Genomic DNA, 22778 nt, shown 5'->3' with positions numbered 1-22778 from the left:
TGAATGTCCAATCTAATCGGTAGTGGGTATACCCATCAATGATATGAGTTCTTCGGCCGCAGTGCGAACGTGGTCATTGACGATCGTGACATCGAACTCGGATTCGGCCTGCAATTCCTGCTTGGCCGTGGTCAGTCGACGCTCCTGTTCGACTGCTGTTTCCGTTCCGCGTCCGGTGAGTCTCGACACCAGTTCCTCCCAGCTGGGCGGAGACAGGAAGACGAACAGCGCGTCGGGCATCTTGTCCTTGACCTGGCGTGCTCCCTGCAGATCGATCTCCAGCAGGGAGGGTATCCCCTGACTCAGCTTCTCCTGAACCTGGGCCGAAGGAGTGCCGTAGCGGTGGCGTCCGTGGACGACGGCGTACTCGAGCAGCTCACCGGCAGCGATGAGCGAGTCGAATTCGTCATCGCTGATGAAGTGATAATGAACACCATCGATTTCGCCGGGTCGCCGCGGCCGCGTGGTGGCGGAGACGGAGAACCAGACCTCGGGATGATGATCTCTGATGTACGCGCTGATGGTGCCTTTTCCGACCGCGGTAGGTCCCGCGAGGACGGTCAGTCGATTATTCACAGATCTATTGTTCACACATTCAGGAGTATTTCTCCAACAGGGCATTCTTCTGGTGTACGCCCAGGCCCTTGATCCGACGTGACGATGCGATGCCGACGTCGTCCATGGCCGCCTCCGCGCGTCGGTCACCGACGCCGGGCAGCGATCTCAGCAGATCGACGACGCGCATCTTCGCGAGTGCCTCGTCTGCGCCGGCCTTCTTCAGCACAGCGGCGAGATCGGTTTGACCATTCTTCAGCGCTGACTTGACCTCGGCTCGCGCCTGACGCGCTTTGAAGGCCTTGTCCAGAGCGGCTGAACGCTGTTGCGGGGTCAAAGGTTCGAGTGCCACATTATCTCCTCTGTCACCATGAACGGGCAGGTAGGGAAGTTGCTTCAGTCTAAAACAAAAACCCTCGTGAGAGGCATAAAGCGCAAAAGAAAACTCAAGTGTCTGCAGAACTGGCCGAACCGGGTCCGTCCCGTCCTACCTCAGACGACGTCCGCCGACGAGTGCCGGCCATTCGGTGCACGCCTTGCGCAGGGCGCCGAAACCGGCGGCCTGCGCAAGTGATGAGAGGTGAGCTGCCCGGGTCTCAGCCCACTTGCGTCAGGGACTCGTTGAGCGAGCGTGCCGCTGCACGCACGCCGTCTGCCCCGGCGCTGAGCACGGCACGTGAGGTGGTGGCCAGGATCTGGTTGGCAGCGATCGCATCGACGCCGAAGACGTCGATGAGTTCACTGATCCCAGCTCCCTGAGCGCCGACTCCCGGTGCCAGTATCGGCCCTCCGCACGCAGACGGGTCGAATCCGAGATTGCGGGCGCCGGATCCGATCGTCGCTCCGACCACCAGGCCGAAGCGCCCGAGACCCTGTGCGACCTCGGCCGAGTTGCGTGCAGCCACCTGGCCGACGATCGTCCCGGCAACGGAGTCTCCGAAGCCCATGAGGGCCTCTCCGCGCTTAGCGTGCTGGACCTCTGCGCCTTCCGGGTTCGAGGTCAGAGCCAGGACGAAGACTCCCCGATCATGAGCCAAGGCGAGTTCGAAGGCCGGATCCAGTGCCCCGAATCCGAGATACGGAGACACAGTGATCGAATCGGCGGCCAGCGCCGAGGCGGGGTCGAGGTAGGCGCGTGCGTAGGCTCCCATGGTCGATCCGATGTCCCCGCGTTTGATATCGAGGACACTGATGAGATCGTGTTCCCGGCAGGCTGCGAGAGTCTCTTCGAGAACGGCGACTCCGGCCGAACCGTACTGCTCGTAGAAGGCTGACTGCGGTTTGACCGCAGCCACATTCCCGGCCAGCTCGGTCACCGTGCGCAGTGAGAATTCCCGCAGCCCTGCCGCTGTGCGCGGCAGGCCCCAGGTCTCAAGGAGATGGTCATGGGGGTCGATGCCCACACACAGCGGTCCGTGCTCCTCCATGGCCGCCTGGAGGCGGGCGCCGAACATCACGCGTTCCAATCCTGCAGGCTGCGGACCTTGAAGGTCTTGTCACGAACGACCTCGAGTGAGGTGACTGCGGCCGCGAACTCGGCGAGTGTGGTGATCAGCGGCACGGAGTGCGCGGTCGCCGAGGCACGGATCTCGTAGCCGTCTGCCCGTTCCTGGCGTCCGGATGGGACGTTGATGACCATGTCGATCGTACCGGCGGCCAGGTAGTCGAGGATCGTGCGATCCTCGGCATCGGCCTCGAAGTGCTTGTGCACCTGTGTGGTCTTGATGCCGTACCGGGACAGAACTGCGGCCGTTCCGGTTGTGGCGACCACGTCGAAGCCCATGTCGACGAGTTCCTTGACCGGCAGGACCATGGCCCTTTTGTCCCGGTCTGCGACGGACACGAACACGGTGCCGGAGGTCGGAAGCTTGATCGATGCTCCCAGCAGGCCCTTCGCGAATGCTGTCGGGAAGTCGTGGTCGATACCCATGACCTCACCGGTCGAGCGCATCTCCGGTCCGAGGATCGAATCGACGACCTTGCCCTCGACGGTCCTGAACCGACGGAACGGCAGGACCGCTTCCTTGACCGCGATCGGATGGTCCAAGGACAGTCGCGAACCGTCGCCGGTCTCCGGGAGCATGTCTCCGCGCATATCGGCGATGGTGCGTCCGACCGCGATGAGCGCGGCAGCCTTCGCCAGCTGTGTGGAAGTGGCCTTCGAGACGAACGGCACCGTCCGGGAGGCACGGGGGTTGGCTTCGATGACGTGGAGGACGTCGGCGGTGATGGCGAACTGGATGTTGAGCAGCCCGCGCACGTTCGTGCCTTCGGCGATTGCCGCGGTGGCGCTGCGGACACGGTCGAGCACGTCTTCGCCCAGGGTCAGCGAGGGCAGCACGCAGGCGGAGTCACCGGAGTGGATTCCGGCTTCCTCGATGTGCTCCATGATGCCGCCGATGAAGATGTCGGTGCCGTCGTAGAGGGCATCGACATCGATTTCGATGGCGTCCTCGAGGAAGCGGTCGACGAGGACGGGACGGTCAATGGAGATCTCTGTGGCAGTGGCCATGTAGTCCACGAGCTGAGTGCGGTCGTAGACGATCTGCATGCCGCGGCCACCGAGCACATATGAGGGGCGGACGAGGACCGGGTAACCGATCTCCTCCGCGATCGTCTCGGCCTCCGCGTAGGTCACGGCGGTGCCGTGCTTCGGTGCGGTGAGACCGGCGCGGTCGAGGACGGCGCCGAATTCGCCGCGATCCTCGGCCAGGTCGATGGCTTCGGGCTGGGTGCCGAGGACCGGCACTCCTGCAGCCTTGAGCTTGTCGGCCAGGCCCAGCGGGGTCTGGCCACCCAGAGTGCAGACGACGCCGAGAACGGGACCGGCGGCCACCTCGGCGTGATAGACCTCCATCACGTCTTCGAAGGTCAGGGGTTCGAAGTAGAGGCGATCTGCGGTGTCATAGTCTGTGGACACGGTCTCCGGATTGCAGTTGACCATGATGGTCTCGAAGCCGGCCTCGGAGATGGCCATCGTCGCGTGCACGCATGAGTAGTCGAACTCGATGCCCTGGCCGATCCGGTTCGGTCCCGAACCGAGGATGATCACGGCAGGCTTCTCGCGCGGGGCGACCTCGGTCTCTTCGTCATAGCTCGAGTAGTGGTACGGGGTGTGTGCGGCGAACTCACCGGCGCAGGTGTCGACGGTCTTGAACACGGGGCGGATCCGCAGGGCATGCCGGACACCGGTGACGACACCGGTATCCATGCTGCGCAGCGACGCGATCTGCTCATCGGAGAAGCCGTGGTTCTTCGCGACCCGCAGCACCTGGGCGTCGAGTTCCTCGGCCGAGGAGATGAACTCGGCGACCTCATTGATCAGTGCGATCTGGTCGAGGAACCAGGGATCGATCTCGCAGGCCTCGAAGACCTCGGCATTGCTCAGGCCAGCGGCCAGTCCGCGCTGAACGGAATGGATGCGGTCGGCTGTCGCGTGCGAGATCGACTCAAGGACGGATTCTCTGACATCCTCGTCGCTGATATCGGGAAGATCGGACCAGGAGAACGAGGCATCGCGCTGCTCCATTGACCGCATGGCCTTCTGCAGTGCGGTGGTGAAGTTGCGGCCCAGGGACATGACCTCGCCCACGGACTTCATGGTCGTGGTCAGAGTCGGATCCGCTGCGGGGAACTTCTCGAACGTGAACCGTGGGATCTTGACCACGACGTAGTCGAGTGTCGGTTCGAAGCTGGCCGGTGTGACCTTCGTGATGTCGTTGGGGATCTCGTCGAGCGAGTAGCCCACGGCCAGTTTGGCGGCCATCTTGGCGATCGGGAAGCCTGTGGCCTTCGATGCCAGTGCCGAGGACCGTGAGACTCTGGGGTTCATTTCGATGACGACGATGCGGCCGGTCGCAGGATCCACTGCGTACTGGATGTTGCAGCCGCCGGTGGCGACTCCGACGGCGCGGATGACGTCGATGCCGATGTCGCGCATCTTCTGGTATTCGCGGTCGGTCAGGGTCAGCGATGGGGCCACCGTGATCGAGTCGCCGGTGTGGACGCCGACGGGGTCGACGTTCTCGATCGAGCAGATGACGACCACGTTGTCCTTGTGGTCGCGCATGAGTTCGAGTTCGTATTCCTTCCAGCCGAGGATCGACTCCTCGAGGAGCACCTCGTGGGTGATGGAGTCACCCAAGCCGGCGCCGGCGATGCGCCGGAGGTCGTTCTCGTCATAGGCCATGCCGGAACCCAGTCCGCCCATCGTGAACGAGGGTCGCACGACGACGGGGTAGTTGAGCTCTTCGGCCCCGGCCAGTGCCTCGTCGATGGTGTGGCAGATGACGGATTTCGCCGACTCGGCGCCGCATTCCTCAACGATGGTCTTGAACTTCTGCCGGTCCTCGCCGCGCTGGATGGCGTCGACGTCGGCGCCGATGAGTTCGACCCCGTACTTCTCGAGGGTGCCGGCATCGTGCAGTGCGATCGCCGCATTCAGCGCTGTCTGTCCGCCCAGGGTCGGCAGGATCGCGTCGGGGCGTTCCTTGTCGATGATCGATTCGATGATGTCGGGATCGATCGGCTCGACGTAGGTGGCATCTGCGACGTCGGGGTCGGTCATGATCGTCGCGGGGTTGGAGTTGATGAGGATGACGCGCAGGCCTTCATCCCGCAGGACACGGCATGCCTGGGTGCCCGAGTAGTCGAATTCGCAGGCCTGCCCGATCACGATGGGGCCGGAGCCGATGACGAGAACGGATGAGAGATCTTGTCTGAGTGGCATGAGTTCTCCTTAGGCCTGTGCGACCTGGGAAGCGGACATGAGGTCGATGAAGCGATCGAACAGGTAGCTCGAATCGTGGGGGCCGGCTGCGGCCTCCGGATGGAATTGGACGGAGAACGCGGGAAGGTCGAGGCATTGGAGTCCTTCGACCACGTCATCGTTGAGGCACACGTGGGAGACCGCGACACGGCCGAAACTCTCATCATGCGGTGCCTGTGTCTCACCGTCCAAAGGAGCGTCGACAGCGAAGCCGTGGTTCTGCGAGGTGATCTCGACTTTGTCTGTGGTGCGGTCCATGACGGGGACGTTGATGCCGCGATGGCCGAAGGGGAGTTTGAATGTGCCGAAGCCCAGTGCTCGGCCCAGCAGCTGGTTGCCGAAGCAGATGCCGAAGAACGGGACCTTCGCGCCGAGGACCTCGCGGAGCAGGTCGACCTGAGCATCGGCGGTCGCCGGGTCACCGGGCCCGTTGGAGAAGAAGACGCCGTCGACTCCCAGCGCCTGGATCTCCGCAAAGCTCGTCGTCGCGGGCAGGAGGTGCACGTCGATGCCGCGTTCGCTCAGTCGTTGAGGTGTCATCGACTTGATGCCCAGGTCCAGGGCTGCGACGCTGAACTTCTTCTCGCCCACTGCGGGGATGAGCTGGGGCTGCGTGATCGAGACCTCTTCGGCCAGTTTCGCTCCGGCCATGTGCGGTGAGGCCTGGACCTTGGCCAGCAGCTCCTTTTCGTCGGCCTCGGCAGCAGGGCCGGAGAAGATGCCCATGCGCATGGCTCCAGCCTCGCGCAGGTGCAGTGTCAGAGCGCGGGTGTCGACGTCGCTGATGCCCACGATGCCCGATTCCTCGAGGCGGGTGGACAGGTCTCCGATGGAGCGCCAGTTCGAGGAGATGCGGGAAGCGTCGCGAACGACGTAGCCGGCGACCCAGATCTTGCCCGATTCGTCGTCATCATCGGTGATCCCCGTATTGCCGATGTGCGGCGCGGTCTGGATCACGATCTGACGGTGATAGGACGGGTCGGTCAGGGTCTCCTGATAACCGGACATTGCGGTGACGAAGACCGCTTCGCCCAGGGTCTCGCCGACGGCCCCGTAGGAGGAACCGCGGAAGGTGCGTCCGTCTTCGAGGACGAGGACGGCAGGTGTGGTGGACAGTCTCATTGTGCCTCTTCGATCATTTCGCGGATGCGGTCGACGGTGGGGGTGGTGCTGGCGGCGTAGCGCGCGCGGAAGCCGGTGTCGACGAGGGTCTCCCCCAGTCGCCAGGTGATGCGCACGATGCCGCCGCGTTCGACGAATTTGCCGATCATGCCGGCTGTGGTGTCGACGGAGACGATATCGCGCCGAGGGATGAGGAAGTCCTCACGTCCGGCGAGGTCCATGACCACGCCGCCGTCGGTGATGACGATCTCTCCCGTGGTGCGGATACCAAGACCATGGACGGCGACTCGTTCGAGCGGATGTCCGGCCAAGGTCGTCGACACGTACGATCCCTCGACGGGATCGGAGACGGGTTTGATTCCCATATGTGGTTTCGCCGGCTGCGGCACCACTGTCTGGCTCTTCTTTCGTCGGCTCCAGCCCCAGGTGATCGCCAGGATCAGGAGGAGGAAGACGACTGCGATGATGATGACGCTCACTGGTCTGTCCATGATGCTCCTGCCGGATGGGGTGTGCTGAGTCGTCCGCCGGAAAGCACCCGGTGGCCGTAGAAGAAGGTGTCGGTGATCGAGGTGGAGACCTCGAGTCCGGCAAAGGGGTTGTTGCGTCCCTTCGTGGCATGGTCCTCGGGCACGATCGTGTGTGTCGAGGCCGGGTCGATGAGCACGATATTCGCGCTCGCGCCGATCTCGAGGCTGCCGTGTCCGGTTGCTCCGGTGATGCGTGCCGGTGTCGCCGACATCACGCGGGCAAGGTCGCCGTAGTCGAAGTCGTAGTCGGCCATCGCCTCGACGACGATGGGCAGCGCCGTCTCCATGCCGACCATGCCCATGGCCGCTGCCGTCCATTCGCTGCATTTGTGTTCGGCTGTATGCGGAGCGTGGTCGGTGCCGATGACGTCGATCGTGCCGTCGGCCAGCGCTTCGCGCAGTGCGGTGACGTCGGCTTCGGTCCGCAGCGGCGGGTTCACCTTGTAGACGGGGTCGAAGCTGCGGACGAGTTCGTCGGTGAGCATCAGGTGATGCGGGGTGACCTCGGCGGTGATCTCGACTCCGCGGGACTTCGCCCAGCGGATGATGTCGACGCTGCCCTTGGTCGATACGTGGCAGATGTGCAGCCGCGAGCCCACATGTTCGGCCAGGAGCACATCGCGGGCGATGATCGATTCCTCGGCGACGGCCGGCCAGCCGGGCAGCCCCAGCTCAGCAGAGACGACACCCTCGTTCATCTGCGCGCCCTCGGTCAGGCGCGGCTCCTGGGCGTGCTGGGCGATGACTCCGTCGAAGGTTTTGACGTACTCGAGGGCCCGACGCATGAGCAGCGGATCTGAGACGCAGATGCCGTCGTCGGAGAAGATCCGAACTCGAGCCGCAGAGCGGGCCATGGCTCCGATCTCGGCGAGGTTCTCTCCCTCCAGCCCGATGGTCACGGCTCCGATCGGCACAACCTCGGTGTAGCCGGCTGTCCGACCGAGTCGGTGGACCTGTTCGACGACGCCTGCGGTGTCCGCGACGGGAGCGGTGTTCGCCATCGCATGAACGCAGGTGAAGCCGCCCGAGGCGGCCGCGCGCGACCCGCTCAGGATCGTCTCCGCATCTTCTTTGCCCGGTTCCCGCAGGTGTGTGTGCATGTCGACGAGGCCGGGCAGGGCGATGAGCCCGTCCGCGTTCACGAGCTCCACATCGCTGCCCTCGGCGTCGAGCAGATCGGGGTCGACGATCGTCGAATCCTTGATCGCAACATCGGCGATTCCCTGGCCCAGCACGTTCGCACCCCGGATCAGATAATCAGTCATTGGTCTCCTCCTGACCTGTCAAGAGGCGGTACAGGACCGCCATTCGCACGCTCACTCCGTTTTCGACCTGGTCGAGGATGAGGGCGCGCGGTGAGTCGGCGGCTGCCGCTGAGATCTCGAAGCCGCGGTTCATCGGCCCCGGGTGCATGATGAAAGTCTCCTCGGGCAGTCCGGCCAGCCGGGCTGCGGAGAGTCCCCACAGTCGTGCGTATTCGCGTTCGTTGGGGAAGAACGATTCGTGCATGCGCTCGTGCTGGACTCGCAGCATCATCACGGCCGCGAACTCCTCGGAGTGCAGCGCCTCGTCGAGGTCGTAGTGCAGAGTCACGGGCCAGGTCTCCACGCCCCATGGAAGCAGCGTCGGGGGTGCGACGAGGTGAACTTCGGCGCCGAGGTTGGCCAGCAGGTGGACGTTCGACCGGGCTACACGGGAGTGCAGGACGTCACCGACGATGGCGACTTTCGCGCCGTCGAGCCCTCGACCCCGTGGCCCGTCCTTGACGGCCCCTGAAGCGGAGAACCCGCCGAGGGCACGACGCAGGGTGAAGGCATCGAGCAGCGCCTGTGTGGGGTGTTCGTGAGTGCCGTCGCCGGCATTGACGACGGGGACGTCGATCCAGCCAGTGTGGGCCAGGCGATGCGGGGTGCCCGATCCGGGATGCCGCACGACGAGCGCATCGGCGCCCATGGCCGAAATAGTCTGGATGGTGTCCTGCAGGCTTTCGCCCTTGGACACGGACGAGCCTTTGGCGGAGAAGTTGAGGACGTCGGCCGAGAGTCTTTTGGCCGCGGCTTCGAACGACAGTCGGGTGCGCGTCGAATCTTCGAAGAACAGATTGACCACGGTGCGCCCACGCAGCACAGGCAGCTTCTTGACCTCGCGCTCGGAGACCTGTGTCATCTCCTCGGCGATGTCGAGGATCGAGATGGCGTCTTCGCGGCTCAGCGAGACGGTGTCGAGGAGGTGCTTCATTCGCGACCTCCCGAGATCGTGACGCCGTCGACGCCGTCGATCTCCGCCAGGGAGACGTTGACGCGTTCGCTGCTTGAGGTGGGCAGGTTCTTGCCGACGTGGTCGGCCCGGATCGGCAGGTCACGGTGACCCCGGTCGACGAGAACGGCGAGCCGGACCTTGGACGGACGACCCAGATCGGAGAGCGCATCGAGTGCAGCTCTGATCGTGCGGCCGGAGAAGAGCACATCGTCGACGAGGACGACGGTCTTGGCATCGATGCCGTCGGCAGGGATGGTGGTGGGTTCCGGGGCGCGGTAGGCGCCGCTGCGCAGATCGTCACGGTACATCGTGATGTCGAGGCTTCCGACGAGTTCGCTCGCCATCTCCGGACGCCCGGAGATCGAGGCGATCTGTTCGGCCAGTCGAGTGGCCAAGGGCACCCCGCGGCGTGGGATGCCGAGCAGAACGAGGTCGTCGCTGCCTTTGTTGGACTCGATGATCTCGTGGGCGATACGGGTCATTGCCCGTTTCATATCTGGGGCATCGAGCACTGTTCGCTGTGTCATGCTTCCCCTTCTCCGCCTCTCCGGACGGTGGTTAAAGGAGTGGTTCGATTCGATTGTAGACCTCGGATGAGTGAGGTCGGTGCGCGGGTCCGGATTCCGGACCCGCGGACTCAGATCAGGGTGGGCTTGACGTCCAGGACGCGTGAGAGCAGTCCCGAGATGAAGCCTGGTGAGTCATCCGTTGAGAACTGTTTGGCCAGGGAGACGGCTTCGTCGATGGCTGCCTTGTCAGGCACCTCATCGTTGAAGAGGATCTCCCAGGTTCCGATCTGGAGCAGGGCCAGGTCGACGGCCGGCATCCGCTCCAGGGTCCAGCCTTGCGCATAGGTGGCGATGATCTCGTCGATCTCGTCACGATGGCTCGTGACTCCTTCGACGATCTCCACCGCGTAGGCCTTCATCGGATAGTCGGGGTCGTTGGACCGCATGGTCACGATCTGATCGGTGTCGAGGCGACGCTGTCCTGCCTCGAACATGAGTTCCAAGGCCCGACGGCGGGCCCGCGTTCGTGCTGACACTTACTTGACGCGACCCAGGTAGTCGCCGTTGCGGGTGTCCACCTTGACCTTGGTGCCCTCTTCGAGGAACAGGGGCACCTGGATGTCGTAGCCGGTCTCCAGCGTTGCAGGCTTGGAGCCACCGGTCGAGCGGTCGCCCTGCAGTCCCGGTTCCGTGTGGGTGATCAGCAGCTCGACCGAAGGCGGCAGCTCCACGGAGAGCGCGGTACCCTCGTGGAAGGAGATCTGCAGGTTCTGGTTCTCGAGCATGTAGTTGGCGGCATCGCCGACGAGGTCGGGAGAGACGCTGACCTGGTCGTAGTCCTCGGCGTCCATGAAGACGTAGTCGGTGCCGTCATGGTAGAGGTACTGCATATCGCGACGGTCGACATTGGCTGTCTCGACCTTGGTCCCGGCGTTGAAGGTCTTGTCGATGATCTTGCCGGAGATGACGTTCTTGAGCTTGGTGCGGACGAAAGCCGGACCCTTGCCGGGCTTGACGTGCTGGAACTCCAGCACCTGCCACAGCTGCTTGTCGATATTGAGCACAAGGCCGTTCTTCAGGTCGTTGGTTGAAGCCACTAATCCGTCCTTCTTCGTGTCAGTCTTGGCCACCGCGAGGTGATTTGATGTATCTGGCAGTTTCGCCAAACAGCAATTCTAGCAAGCTCGGGTAGGAGCTGCCATCTTGGGCCTCTCAGCCCAGATCAGTGCCGAGCATGACGCGGGGCGAGTCCTCGCCGATCTCCTGGTAGGCCGTGTGGAGAATTGAGACGTCCGGGATCTCCACCGTCGCGGGTGCGCCCACCTCGCTCAGCAGCACCATGCGCAGCATCGAGCCGCGCGCCTTCTTGTCTCGCTTCATCGTGTCCAACAGCTGCGGCCAGACATCGGCACGGTAGGCGATGGGCAGACCCAGCTTGGTCAGCAGCTCACGATGGAGGTCGACGGTCTCCGGCGAGAGGCTTTTGACCATCGCCGCCACTTCGGCTGCGAAGACCATGCCCACGGACACCGCGGCGCCGTGGCGCCACTGATAGCGCTCTTTGTGCTCGATGGCGTGGGCAAGGGTGTGGCCGTAGTTGAGGATCTCGCGGCGTCCGGATTCCTTGAAGTCATCGGCGACGACCTCGGCCTTGACCGCGATGGCACGTTCGATGAGCTCGCGCAGGACAGGTCCATCCACCTCGGCGATCTCAGCCTTCGAATGCCTGCTCACCAGATCGAGGATCGCGGGATCTGCGATGAAGCCGGTCTTGACCACCTCGGCGAGGCCGGTGAAGAGCTCGTTCTCCGGCAGCGTCTGCAGGGTGTCGAGGTCCACGAGGACGCCCGAGGGCGCGTGGAAGGAACCGACGAGGTTCTTGCCTTCAGCGGTGTTGATTCCGGTCTTGCCGCCGATGGCCGCATCGACCATTCCGAGGACTGTGGTGGGAATGTGGATGACGGAGATTCCGCGCAGCCAGGTTGCTGCGACGAAACCGCCGAGGTCGGAGACGGCTCCTCCGCCGACAGTGATGATGGCATCGGTGCGGGTGAAGTCGCTCTGGCCGAGGACCTGCCAGCAGAACGCGGCGACCTGCACATGTTTGGCTTCCTCCGCGTCGGGGATCTCGGCCACAATCGCATCGAGACCGGTTGCGCGCAGGTCATCACGGACCGTCTCCCCTGTTGTCCGCAGAGCCCGCGGATGGATGACGAGCACCTTCTCGACGCGGGGACCGAGGAGCTCGGGAAGTTCGCCCAGGAGACCTTGGCCCACGAGAACCGGATAGTTTCCGCCGGCTTCGACATTGATGCGTGTGAGACTCATTCGTGCACTTTCCCCTTTGCTGCCTCCGGGCATGACATGACCGCGGTGGCTGAACTCTGAACCGGTTGCGACCTCAAGCCTAACTCTCCGGCTCGCGGCCCGAGTACTTGGCATACTCCTCCGCACGCTGCAGACCGGTGAGGACGTCGACGACGCGGTTGACGATGGTCGAGGGATGCGAATTCGAGGCGTGGACGCGGAAGGTGGCGACCTGATCATAGAGAGGTTCACGCTCGTTCACGAGCGCCAACCAGTTCTCCACCGGAGTCCCCGCGCCGCGCAGCAGCGGTCGGTGCGGGGAGTTCAGCCGAGTCACGACGGTGTCGACATCGATGTCGATGTGCACGACCTTGATAGCGGGATGGCCCAACTGGGCCCGGGTGCCCGGGTTGAGGATCGCTCCCCCGCCCAGGGACACGATGCCTGGGCGGTCGAGCAGACGACGCAGGGCACGCCGGACGACCTCGCGTTCGATCCGCCGGAAATGGTCCTCACCGCGCTCGACGAAGATCTCTGCGATGACACCGTACTTGTCGACGATGTTCGCATCCGTGTCGATGAGCGGCAGATCGAGTCGATCAGCCAGGAGCCGACCGATCGTGGATTTGCCGGCCGCAGGCGGTCCGGTCAGGACGATGCGTGACTGCGAGGCCGGGACCGGTTCCAGCGGTGGAACCGGTTTCGGGTGCGGGCGTTGAGTCATCGGCCGATGCGGAGGTTCTCCGGAATGGCCGCCACGTAGGCATCCAGGTTCCGTTTGGTCTCGGCCACGGAGTCGCCGCCGAACTTCTCCACCACTGCCTCGGCGAGGACGAGAGCCACCATCGCTTCGGCCACGACACCGGAGGCCGGAACCGCGCACACGTCGGAGCGCTGGTGGTTGGCCTTGGCAGGTTCACCGGTGACGACGTCGACGGTGGCCAGCGCGCGTGGGACCGTGGCGATAGGCTTCATGCCTGCCCGGACTCGCAGCGGTCCACCTGTCGACATTCCGCCTTCGGTGCCGCCTGCGCGATTGCTGACGCGTCGGATACCCTCGTCACCAACGGCGAGTTCATCGTGGGCTGCGGACCCGGGGCGCCTGGTCGTGAGGAAGCCGTCGCCGACCTCGACGCCCTTGATCGCCTGAATGCCCATCAGGGCCCCGGCAAGTCGGGAGTCGAGCCGACGGTCCCAGTGGACGTGCGAGCCCAGACCGGGCGGCAGGTCGTAGGCGAGGACCTCGACGACTCCGCCGAGGGTGTCGCCGGCCTTCTTCGCAGCATCGATCTGCTCAACCATGCGAGCGGAGAGTTCCGGGTCGAAGCAGCGCACTGGATCGGCGTCGAGTGCGTCGACGTCCGTTGCCGATGGCAATGCCGGTTCGGTCGCGGTCTCTGTGGATCCCGCAGCCGTGCCGATTGCCACGGTGTGGGAGACGAGCGTGATGCCGAGTTCCCGGAGGAAGTTCGCTGCAATGGTGCCCAACGCCACACGCATTGCCGTTTCACGAGCCGAGGCACGTTCGAGGATCGGTCGAGCCTCGTCGAATCCGTACTTCTGCATGCCGACGATATCGGCATGACCGGGCCGCGGTCGGGTCAGCGGGGCGTTCCGCGCCTGGCCGGCGAGTTCGTCCTCGTCGATCGGGTCGGGGCTCATCACGGTCTCCCATTTGGGCCATTCCGTGTTCCCGACCTCAACGGCCACCGGTGATCCCAGCGTCTGCCCGTGTCGCACTCCGCCGAGGAGGCGCACCTCATCGGCTTCGAATTTCATCCGGGCTCCACGGCCGTAGCCCAATCTGCGTCGAGCTAAGCTCGCGCGGATGTCTTCCCTGGTGATAGGAACGTGGGCGGGAAGCCCCTCAATGATCCCAGTCAGCGCTTCGCCGTGGGATTCGCCTGCAGTCAGCCATCTCAACATTCAACCGATTCTACAAAAGGATCGGCGCAAGCACCGACCCGACCCACATTCCGGATAGCATTGCCGGTCCGAATGCGATCGTCGTCGCCTTCAGGCTGCGTTTCGCAGCGGCTGCCAGCAGCGCTGCGATGCCGGCGATGAGCATCATGATGATGAAGACGAGCGCCGGTGCCCACGGGGAGAACATCGCGGGCACGCCGAAGACGAGAAACGCGAGTTTAACGTCGCCGAGACCCATAGTGCGCGCGTGCATCACCCGCCCGCTCAGGTAGAGGACGCCGAAGAGCAGGACCCCTGCGCCACCGGCGATGAGACCGAGGCCCCAGATTGCGGACTCCCCCAGCAGCTGCCCGAGAACGAAGGTGAGAAGTTCTGTTCCGATGAGCGGATACACGATCCGATCCGGCAGCCGATGCACGACGATGTCGACGACAGCGAGGAACGGGGTGGCAGCGGCCGCTGCACTCAGGCTCAGAGCCAGCAGAAGCCTGTCAACGGACCCGATGTCGGCAAGCTGAGCGGCGCCTGACATCGAGCCGGCCTCGGACATCGAACCGGCATCAGACATCGAGCCGGCTGTGGCGGCGGGGAAAAGCAGTGCGGCCGCAACAGCCAAGACGATGCCGAGGATCGCTAAGGGCAGAGGGTGATACAGACGAGTCTTCGCCAGCACGGCAGCGTGGTCGTCATCGGCCAGCCACCACGAGGTGCTGCGAGCCAGGAGAATGCCGAGACCAGCACTGATGACGACGCTGACTCCGATCGGCCACCCGTGGAGAACTCCGATGTCCACCCTCGCCCGCCCTTTCCGTCCTTCTGGTCAGTCGCCTGCCGGCCCAGGTTGGTCGTCGAGTGCGCTGTACATGGCTGCTGCGATCACGGCGCGCCGCTCAGCGTTGTGCGTGGCGCCCTGTGTGGAGCCCTGCGCGGAGCCCTGCGTGGAGCCGGGCTCGGCGGCCGATGCTTCGGCTGCGGCGATGAACATCTCCGACTGTGCAACGGCCTGCTCGACGAGCATCACCGTGCCCTCTACCGGGATGAGCCCGTGGGATTCGGCTGCCCGAAGGAACCCGGATTCTGCGGCATAGGCGACGTCGAGGGCGACTCCGCCGCGGAAGCCGGGAGACCACTGCAGCTCGGGGACAGCCTCGGCGGGGAGGGTCGAGATGACCACGGCGGAGGGTTCGATCTGCTTCAGCGTCGTGGTGGACACCGACACTCCGAGCTGTTTGCCCAGGTCGAGGACCCGGCCGGCCCGATCAGGGTTTCTGACGAGGAATTCGACCGTGGTGATGCCCAGTTCGCTGCAGGCCAGCAGCGCCGAAGCCGCGGTCGCCCCCGCACCCAGGATGGTCGCCCTGTCAGCACCGTCGCTGTCGGCAGTACTCACGCCTGCAGTCGCGCCGAGGCCTGCGGTCGTGGCCGATATCGCGGCCGTGCCAGCTGCTTCCCGACAGGTGTTGAGACCCGGAGTCAGCGCGCGCACGATTCCCTGCACATCGGTGTTGGCAACCGACGTCGCCCCACCTCGGCGAACCAGGGTGTTCGCCACTCCGGTCAGCCTGGCCGTGTCGTCGAGGCTCCACCGATGGGTCAGCGCGAGTTCGACGAGCCGTTCCTTCAACGGCATCGTCAGCGAGAATCCGATCTGGCTTCCGTGAGCAGCCAGGAAGGATTCGAGATCCTCCGCGCCGAGGTCGAAGCTGGCGTATTCGCTGCTGTCGAGGCCCAGGGCCTGAAATGCCGCACGATGAAGCAGGGGCGATTTGGAATGGGCGATCGGGCGACCGAGCACCGCAGCCGAGATCGTCATTTGTCGCCGTTGGCCTCTCCGTGCTCCTTGAGCCATTTCCGATAGATCTCGACATTCTTCTGATGCTCGTCGTAGGTCTTGGCGAACTTGGTCTCCCCGGTGTCCGGGTTCGTGGCCACGAAGAACTGCCAGTCACCTTCGGTGGGATTGAGCGCGGCATCGACTGCTCCGGCGCTGGGCGAATTGATCGGTCCCGGTGGCAGCCCCTTCTTCTTGTACGTGTTGTACGGGCTGTCGGACTCGCGCTCCTCCTTCGTCGTCGTCAGATCGCTGCGCGCACCGTGGATATAGGCCACCGTGGCATCGGACTGGAGCAGTTCGCCGGTCTTCGAGTCCTCAGATATGCGGTTGAGGAAGACCTGTGCCACCTTCTTCCGGACCGCTTCGTCACCGGGTGATTCGATCTCGACGAGGCTCGCCAAGGTCATGATCCGGTTCGCTTCGTCGAGATCGATGTCAGCGTTCTCGATCTCAAGCTTCGTCTTCTTGACCATCTCGGACACGATGTCCTCGGCCGTTCTGTCCTGGTTCAGCTCGTAGGTTGCCGGGTACAGGTATCCTTCCAGGCTGGGGGCATCGACGTCGAGGCCGTAGTCCTTCGGAGTCTTGTCATCGATGGCTTTGTCGACCGCTTCGGCCTTCATTCCCGACTCGACCATCGTTGATTTGATCTGGTCGATCTTGCGGCCCTCGGCGATCGTGATCTTGGGAGGTTTGATCGGATTGACGATCGCTTCCACTGCTGATTTGGAACTCATCTTCTCGCGCAGAATGATCGGTCCGGCCTGGATCGTGATGTCGCGGCGCTCGACCTCGTCGAGGAACGGCTCGGAGTTCATGATCACCCCGGCCTCGACGAGCTGATTGGCCACGGAGCGGGCAGACGCTCCCGGCGGGATCTCGATTGTGACCTCACTGGTGCCGGCGCCCTCGTAGTCACCTTTGGGACCGAACAGGTCGTCGAAGACTCCGCCCGCGGCTCTGACACCGAAGAATCCCCCGATGCCGAACACGAGCACGCAGACGACGACGATGGCCGTCGTCCGCCGCCTGCGCAGCATCCGGCGGCGCTTCTTTGCTCTGAGGTCGGACCTGGTCAGCCCTTCGTCTTCCGAGAACTCACCTGGGAACGGGCTCATAGCTCACTCTCCTCGTCGGGCATTGCTCGACCGGCTGGCTCACCGGTGTTGTGTTCGAATTCGAGGGCATTCTGCAAAATGATCACGGCGGCCTGGGCGTCGACGATCTCACGACGCTGACGTGAGTTCTTCCCTGCCGCGGCAAGGGCGTGGTGAGCCTCGACCGTGGTGAAGCGCTCATCGACGAGGCGGATGGGCGTCGACGTGGCGAGGCTGATTCGCCTGGCGAACTCAAGGGCAGTCGCCGCCGCCGCCCGTGCCGCTCCATCGAGGGACTTCGGGTCGCCGATGAGCAGTTCGATCGGCTCGTATTCGTCGATGATCTCCCGCAGGCCTCTCAGCGCAGCGGGCTCGTCGGTCCTGCGCACCACTGTCAGCGGCGTAGCGAGGATGCCGTCAGGGTCGCTGCTGGCGACCCCGATGCGCACCGAACCGATGTCGAGGCCCAGACGGCGGCCCCGGCGGAAACTCACTGGAGAGCTGCCTTGACCGCTGTGATGGCAGAGGGGATCGCGGAGACATCGCTGCCGCCGCCCTGAGCGAGGTCGGGTTTGCCTCCTCCGCCGCCGCCGAGTTCACCACAGGCCAGGGACACGAGCTTGCCAGCCTGCTGTCCCTCTTCGCGTGAAGCGGCGGTCGTGGCGACCACGACAACGGGTTTTCCGTTGCTCGTTCCGATGCCCAGGACCACGGCGGAGCGTTCGGAGACTCGACCGCGCAGGTCGGTGACGACGGTGCGGATGTCTCCTGCGTTCGAGACCTCGCCGAGATCGGCGACGACGAACAGTGTTGACCCCACGGTTTCGGCGTTGTCGAGGAATCTTCCGGCTGAGGCCAGGAGCTGCTGGGAGTTCAGGCGAGCGATCTCCTTCTCCGCATCCTTGAGCTTGGTCATCAGATCTCCGACGCGTTCGCGGACATCGGTTCCTGGCACCTTGAGCATGTCGGACAGTGAGGAGACGATGCTGCGTTCGGCGGCCAGTGAGCGGAAGGCGTCCATGCCGACGGCGGCTTCGATGCGGCGTACCCCTGAGCCCACCGAAGCTTCGGAGAGTACGGAGATCGGCCCGACCTCGGACGAGGCACCGACGTGGGTGCCTCCGCAGAGTTCGCGGGAGAATGGGCCGCCGATATCGACGACGCGCACGATGTTCGGGTACTTCTCGCCGAAGAGCGCCATCGCACCGGACTTCCTGGCGTCCTCGAACGGCAGGAATTCGGTCCCGACCTCATAGTTCGAGCGGACGGCGAGGTTGGCGACGTCTTCGATCTCCGCGCGCATCTGCTGACTCGGGGCTTCGGGGAATGAGTAGTCGAAGCGCATGTAGCCTGGCTGGTTCATCGAGCCGGCCTGGACAGCGTGAGTGCCGAGGATCTCGCGCAGCGCGGCGTGGACGAGGTGGGTGGCGGTGTGCGCCTGTGAACCCTGGAACCGGTGGTCGCGGTCGACGACGGCCAGGACCTCGGCCCCGACGTGGATCTCGCCGTCGATGACTTCGACCCTGTGCGCGGGGAGCCCCTTGATGGGATTCTGCACGTCGAGGACGCGGGCGGTGAAGCCATGGCCTCTGATGAGGCCGATATCGGCGCGCTGTCCGCCTGCCTCGGCGTAGAACGGAGTCAGATCGAGGATGAGGTCGGCGGACTGTCCCGGTGTCAGAACTTCCTGGGCGAGACCGTCGACGACGATTCCGCGCACCCGGGAGTCGGCTTCGAGGCGGTCGTAGCCGACGAACTCGGAGGCACCGTCTTCGAGCAGCGCAGAGTAGGCGGAGAGGTCGGCATGTCCGCCGCCCTTCTTCGCCTTCGCGTCGGCCTTTGCTCGGGTCCGCTGTTCGCTCATGAGTGCGCGGAAGCCCTCTTCGTCGACGTGGACGCCCTGTTCGGAAGCCATTTCAAGCGTCAGGTCGATGGGGAATCCGTGGGTGTCGTGAAGGGCGAATGCGACGTCGCCGCTGATGGTCTTGTCCGACTCGGGCAGGGAGGCCGCAGCGTTCTGGAACAGCTGGGTGCCCGATTCCAGGGTCCGCAGGAAGGCTTTCTCCTCGGCATAGGCGATGCGGGAGATGCGATCGAAATCCGTCTCCAGCTCAGGGTAGGAGAGCTTCATCGATTCCATGGACACCGGCAGCAGTTCCGGCAGGACCTCGCTGGTCACGCCGAGGAGGCGCATCGCACGGACGGCACGGCGGAGGAGACGGCGCAGGATGTAGCCGCGGCCTTCGTTGCCGGGGCGGACACCGTCGCCGATGATGATCAGGGAGGAACGGACGTGGTCGGCCACGACGCGCATCTGCACGTCGGCCTCGTGATCGGCACCGTAGCGGTGGCCGGAGAGGCGGCTGGCAGCCTCGATGACGGGGAAGACTTCGTCGATTTCGTACATGTTCTCGACGCCCTGGAGCAGGAAGGCGACACGCTCGAGGCCCATGCCGGTGTCGATGTTCTTCGCGGGGAGATCTCCGGCGATGTCGAAATCGACCTTCGACCGGACCTCACTGAGTTCGAATTCCATGAACACGAGGTTCCAGATCTCGATGTACCGATCTTCATCGGCCACTGGACCGCCTTCGACACCGTAGTCCGGACCACGGTCGAAGTAGATCTCGGAGCAGTAGCCGCCGGGGCCGGGCTGACCGGTGTGCCAGAAATTGTCCTCGTTGTCGCGCGGCTGGATGCGCTCTCGTGGGACCGAGGTCTCCTCGAGCCACAGGTCGATGGTCTCGATATCGTCCTCATGGACTGTTGCCCACAGGCGGTTCTTGTCGAAGCCGAGACCGCCGTCGTCCACGGAGCTCGTCAGCAGTCCCCAGGCGAAGCGGATGGCTTCGCGCTTGAAGTAGTCGCCGAAGGAGAAGTTCCCATTCATCTGGAAGAAGGTGCCGTGACGGGTGGTCTTTCCGACCTCTTCGATGTCGCCGGTGCGCACGCATTTCTGCACGCTCGTGGCGCGATTGAATGGGGCAGGCTCCCGACCGGAGAGATACGGGATGAACTGAACCATGCCCGCGATGTTGAACAGGATCGATGGATCCGAGCTGATCACCGACGCTGAGGGGACGACTGCGTGCCCATTCGCTTCGAAGTAGTCCAACCAGCGCTGTTTGATCTCTGCCGTCTTCATCCAAGGCCTTTCACATGTTGCGTGTGCACTCTTGCACTCATCAGTGATTAGTTTAGTGGCTCATCCGCATTATGCGAGGTGCCGACGCTGCGCGCCGTCGACTTGCGTATGAATGCACAACTGCCCGGAACTCGACGTTCCGGGCAGTTGATGCCGTGCGATCCCTCTGGGGTGATCAGCGCGAGTAGTGCTCGACGACCAGCTGAACATCAACGGTCACAGGAACCTCTTCGCGCTTGGGGCGACGAAGCAGGGTGGTCTGCAGACCTTCGAGGTTGACATTGAGGTAGCCGGGAACTGCAGGGAGAACATCCTTGTGTCCACCGGCGGCGGCGACCTGGAACGGATCCATCGATGCGCTGCGTTCGTGAACCTGAATGGTCTGGCCTTCCTTCACACGGAATGAAGGACGATCGACGCGCTGGCCGTCAACGGTGATGTGACGGTGCACGACGAACTGACGCGCCTGGGCGATGGTCCGGGCGAAGCCCGAACGCAGTACCAGAGCGTCGAGACGCATTTCGAGGAGCTCGACCATGGTCTCACCGGTCAGACCGGAGAGGCGGCTGGATTCCTTGTAGATCTTGAGCATCTGAGCTTCGCGAATGCCGTACTGGGCGCGAAGACGCTGCTTCTCCTTGAGACGGACCGAGTAGTCGCTGTCATTGCGACGACGAGCACGGCCGTGCTCGCCTGGAGGATACGGGCGACGCTCGAAGTACTTCTCCGCTTTCGGAGTCAGCGGCATGCCGAGGGCGCGCGAGACGCGCGTCATCCGGCGGTTACGTGCTGGTGCTGGCACAGTATTACCTTTCATCAATATGGTGTGTCTCGACCGGCCATAGGTTCTCGCCCTAGTCGACACGGTTGTTTCCCTGGATGGGAAAGAGGGATTGAGCGTCGAGACCCGCTCGCACCGACCGCCTTTAGGGTGCAGGCACAACAGCAACCGATCTTAGCGGATTCCACTCCCCCGGCGCAAAGCGACAGAACGGGGACTCGAGCGATCTGATGCTCAGGCGTCGGTGAGGTCGGCGCCGCCGTCGGGCCTTCGCTTGGTGGACAGCCGCATCGCCGCATCGGCAACTTCGGCTCCCGAACCACCATAGATGTTGACGACGGTGTGAACTCCTGCCGCAGTGAGGGCGTCGGCCTGGTCCTGACGCTGGACCACTGCGGCGATGGCACCGTCGAAACCGGCTATTCTCAGCTGCTCGAGCGCGAAGGTGTTCGAGTCATGGATCGCCATCGCCAGAATCACGGTCCGGGCGGTTCCACCGACGACCAGGCGATGCCAGAACTCGTGGTCTGTGGCGTCGCCTTCCAAGACATTGAACTTCTCGCCTTTGAGATCCTCCACGACCAGATGATCGTTGTCGACACCGATGACGGACAGACCCCCTCGGTCGACCAATCGTTCGTATGCACCGCGGCCGATGCGGCCCATGCCCAGCACCACCACCTCGGCGCCACCTGTGTCTATCGGACGATCCAGCGGTCGCAGTTTGGCTTCATTCTCATCGGGCAGGATCTCATCGAGCCTGCCCACGATCTGCAGACTGTAGGCGTTGGCCAGCGAGGAGATGATCATTGAGATCGCGACGGCCAGAGCAGTCACTGTCAGCCAGCTGTCTTCGAACACCCCGTTGGCCGCCCCGACCGCCACCACGATGAGGGCGAATTCGGAGAAGTTGCTCAATGCGAGGCTGGTGCGGATGCTGGTCCGGTTGCGCAGGCCGAAGAGTCGGCCCATCAGATAGAAGCTGAGGAAATTGAAGGGGATGAGAATCACGCACAGGATGAGTGCCATGACCAGGTCCGCCCAGGTCGGGATCGCCTGCAGTCCGATGACGACGAAGAAGGCAACGAGGAAGAGCTCCTTGACGCTGAACAGGGACTTCGACAACTCGGTGGATCGGGGATGGCTGGCGAAGAGCAGACCCATCACCAAGGCACCCAGGTCACCATGGATGCCCACGGACTCGAAGGCCACATATCCCGGGCCAAGCGCCATGACCACACCGAAGAGCACCAGCAGCTCGCCTCGTCCCACTCGGTCGAGAAGGCGGCGCAGCACCCATGCTGCGGGAACCAGGAGAACGAGCGCGAAGGCCCATGGGCTCGGCGGCTCGTCCCCCGCGACGGTGATGAAGGCGACGGCGGCGATGTCTTGGATGACGAGGATCGCAATGGCGATCTGACCGTAGTACGAACCGTCGTCGGAGCGATCTTCGAGGACCTTGACCACGAGCACCGTTGAGGAGAACGACAGTGCGAATCCGAGCAGACCGATCGTGCCCAGTCCACCGTCGAGCGATACGACGCCGATGACTGCGGCCAATCCGATGGTGCCGGCTCCGACGAGGACGCTGGAGATCATGTGGAGCGCGGCCGTACCGTAGGCCTCAGGCTGGAGGAGGGAGCGCAGATCGAACTTCAGTCCGATGGTGAAGAGGAGCAGCACCACGCCGAGGTCGGAGACCTGTTCGAGACCGTCGAATGCGGAGAAGCCGAGGAAGTGAAGCAGGAATCCGGCGCCGAGGAAGCCCACCAGCGGAGGAATGCGCAGTTCACGCGCCACCAATCCCAGAGTGAGAGCGGCCGCGATGGTGACGATGATGTCCTGCACGTCGACCCTCCTCGGTCTCTCCTGCGCCGGCTCACCGACTCTGGCTGCGGCGTTCTTTCATCCTGTGCACAAAACTACCGTGTCTCAGGAGTCAGAG

General features: G+C 63.9%; 21 protein-coding genes. All 21 read right to left on the bottom strand.

What is annotated here, in order from left to right:
• Nucleotides 1-12: 12 nt before the first annotated feature.
• On the bottom strand, nucleotides 13-576 hold the full coding sequence (gene gmk / locus HU144_RS12035; protein WP_235344366.1) for a guanylate kinase: 564 nt from the start codon (nucleotides 574-576) through the stop codon (nucleotides 13-15).
• Between the two features lie 19 nt (nucleotides 577-595).
• Entirely contained in the window at nucleotides 596-907 is a 312-nt protein-coding gene (gene mihF / locus HU144_RS12030; RefSeq protein WP_235351523.1) for an integration host factor, actinobacterial type, read from the bottom strand.
• Between the two features lie 244 nt (nucleotides 908-1151).
• On the bottom strand, nucleotides 1152-2009 hold the full coding sequence (pyrF, locus tag HU144_RS12025) for an orotidine-5'-phosphate decarboxylase (protein ID WP_235352696.1): 858 nt from the start codon (nucleotides 2007-2009) through the stop codon (nucleotides 1152-1154).
• Nucleotides 2009-5284: a carbamoyl-phosphate synthase large subunit gene (gene carB, locus HU144_RS12020; RefSeq protein WP_235351522.1), complete on the bottom strand. Its 3276-nt coding sequence runs from the start codon at nucleotides 5282-5284 to the stop codon at nucleotides 2009-2011. Before carB ends, pyrF begins: the two co-directional genes overlap by 1 nt.
• Nucleotides 5285-5293: 9 nt before the next feature.
• A complete protein-coding gene (gene carA / locus HU144_RS12015) occupies nucleotides 5294-6445 on the bottom strand; it encodes a glutamine-hydrolyzing carbamoyl-phosphate synthase small subunit (RefSeq protein WP_235351521.1) in 1152 nt (383 codons plus the stop codon).
• Entirely contained in the window at nucleotides 6442-6936 is a 495-nt protein-coding gene (locus HU144_RS12010; protein WP_198396291.1) for a PH-like domain-containing protein, read from the bottom strand. The genes carA and HU144_RS12010 overlap by 4 nt, the downstream gene beginning before the upstream one ends.
• Nucleotides 6921-8240, bottom strand: coding sequence for a dihydroorotase (locus HU144_RS12005; protein WP_235351520.1), 1320 nt, complete (start codon nucleotides 8238-8240; stop codon nucleotides 6921-6923). Before HU144_RS12005 ends, HU144_RS12010 begins: the two co-directional genes overlap by 16 nt.
• A complete protein-coding gene (locus HU144_RS12000) occupies nucleotides 8233-9213 on the bottom strand; it encodes an aspartate carbamoyltransferase catalytic subunit (protein ID WP_235351519.1) in 981 nt (326 codons plus the stop codon). The genes HU144_RS12005 and HU144_RS12000 overlap by 8 nt, the downstream gene beginning before the upstream one ends.
• Entirely contained in the window at nucleotides 9210-9761 is a 552-nt protein-coding gene (pyrR, locus tag HU144_RS11995) for a bifunctional pyr operon transcriptional regulator/uracil phosphoribosyltransferase PyrR (protein ID WP_235351518.1), read from the bottom strand. The genes HU144_RS12000 and pyrR overlap by 4 nt, the downstream gene beginning before the upstream one ends.
• 110 nt (nucleotides 9762-9871) lie before the next feature.
• On the bottom strand, nucleotides 9872-10279 hold the full coding sequence (gene nusB, locus HU144_RS11990; RefSeq protein ID WP_235351517.1) for a transcription antitermination factor NusB: 408 nt from the start codon (nucleotides 10277-10279) through the stop codon (nucleotides 9872-9874).
• A complete protein-coding gene (gene efp, locus HU144_RS11985) occupies nucleotides 10280-10840 on the bottom strand; it encodes an elongation factor P (protein ID WP_143921795.1) in 561 nt (186 codons plus the stop codon). It abuts the gene before it with no gap.
• 115 nt (nucleotides 10841-10955) lie between these two features.
• Nucleotides 10956-12071 carry a 3-dehydroquinate synthase gene (aroB, locus tag HU144_RS11980; protein ID WP_235351516.1) on the bottom strand — a complete coding sequence of 372 codons (1116 nt, stop codon included), beginning with the start codon at nucleotides 12069-12071 and terminating at the stop codon, nucleotides 10956-10958.
• 79 nt (nucleotides 12072-12150) lie between these two features.
• Nucleotides 12151-12774 (bottom strand): shikimate kinase, encoded by a 624-nt coding sequence (locus tag HU144_RS11975; RefSeq protein ID WP_198396297.1) that lies wholly within the window; start codon nucleotides 12772-12774, stop codon nucleotides 12151-12153.
• A complete protein-coding gene (gene aroC, locus HU144_RS11970) occupies nucleotides 12771-13976 on the bottom strand; it encodes a chorismate synthase (RefSeq protein WP_235351515.1) in 1206 nt (401 codons plus the stop codon). Before aroC ends, HU144_RS11975 begins: the two co-directional genes overlap by 4 nt.
• Nucleotides 13977-13986: 10 nt before the next feature.
• Nucleotides 13987-14769: a hypothetical protein gene (locus HU144_RS11965; RefSeq protein ID WP_235351514.1), complete on the bottom strand. Its 783-nt coding sequence runs from the start codon at nucleotides 14767-14769 to the stop codon at nucleotides 13987-13989.
• A gap of 27 nt (nucleotides 14770-14796) precedes the next feature.
• Nucleotides 14797-15789, bottom strand: a complete 993-nt coding sequence (locus HU144_RS11960; protein WP_235351513.1) for a shikimate dehydrogenase — start codon at nucleotides 15787-15789, stop codon at nucleotides 14797-14799.
• Nucleotides 15786-16928, bottom strand: coding sequence for an endolytic transglycosylase MltG (gene mltG, locus HU144_RS11955; RefSeq protein ID WP_235351512.1), 1143 nt, complete (start codon nucleotides 16926-16928; stop codon nucleotides 15786-15788). The genes HU144_RS11960 and mltG overlap by 4 nt, the downstream gene beginning before the upstream one ends.
• Nucleotides 16925-17401: a Holliday junction resolvase RuvX gene (gene ruvX, locus HU144_RS11950; RefSeq protein ID WP_235351511.1), complete on the bottom strand. Its 477-nt coding sequence runs from the start codon at nucleotides 17399-17401 to the stop codon at nucleotides 16925-16927. Before ruvX ends, mltG begins: the two co-directional genes overlap by 4 nt.
• On the bottom strand, nucleotides 17398-20052 hold the full coding sequence (alaS, locus tag HU144_RS11945) for an alanine--tRNA ligase (RefSeq protein WP_235351510.1): 2655 nt from the start codon (nucleotides 20050-20052) through the stop codon (nucleotides 17398-17400). Before alaS ends, ruvX begins: the two co-directional genes overlap by 4 nt.
• Before the next feature lie 175 nt (nucleotides 20053-20227).
• The gene (rpsD, locus tag HU144_RS11940; RefSeq protein ID WP_143921804.1) at nucleotides 20228-20869 is read right to left on the bottom strand and encodes a 30S ribosomal protein S4; all 642 of its coding nucleotides are present in this window, start codon (nucleotides 20867-20869) and stop codon (nucleotides 20228-20230) included.
• Nucleotides 20870-21067: 198 nt separating this feature from the next.
• Complete coding sequence (locus HU144_RS19430; protein WP_235351509.1) at nucleotides 21068-22681, bottom strand: cation:proton antiporter domain-containing protein; 1614 nt, start codon at nucleotides 22679-22681, stop codon at nucleotides 21068-21070.
• Nucleotides 22682-22778 lie beyond the last annotated feature (97 nt).

Source organism: Brevibacterium sp. UCMA 11752 (assembly GCF_021532235.1).
GTDB classification, from domain to species: Bacteria; Actinomycetota; Actinomycetes; order Actinomycetales; family Brevibacteriaceae; genus Brevibacterium; species Brevibacterium antiquum.
The sequence above is the reverse complement of the archived record's forward strand: the minus strand, read 5'-3'. Positions and strand labels throughout refer to the sequence as shown.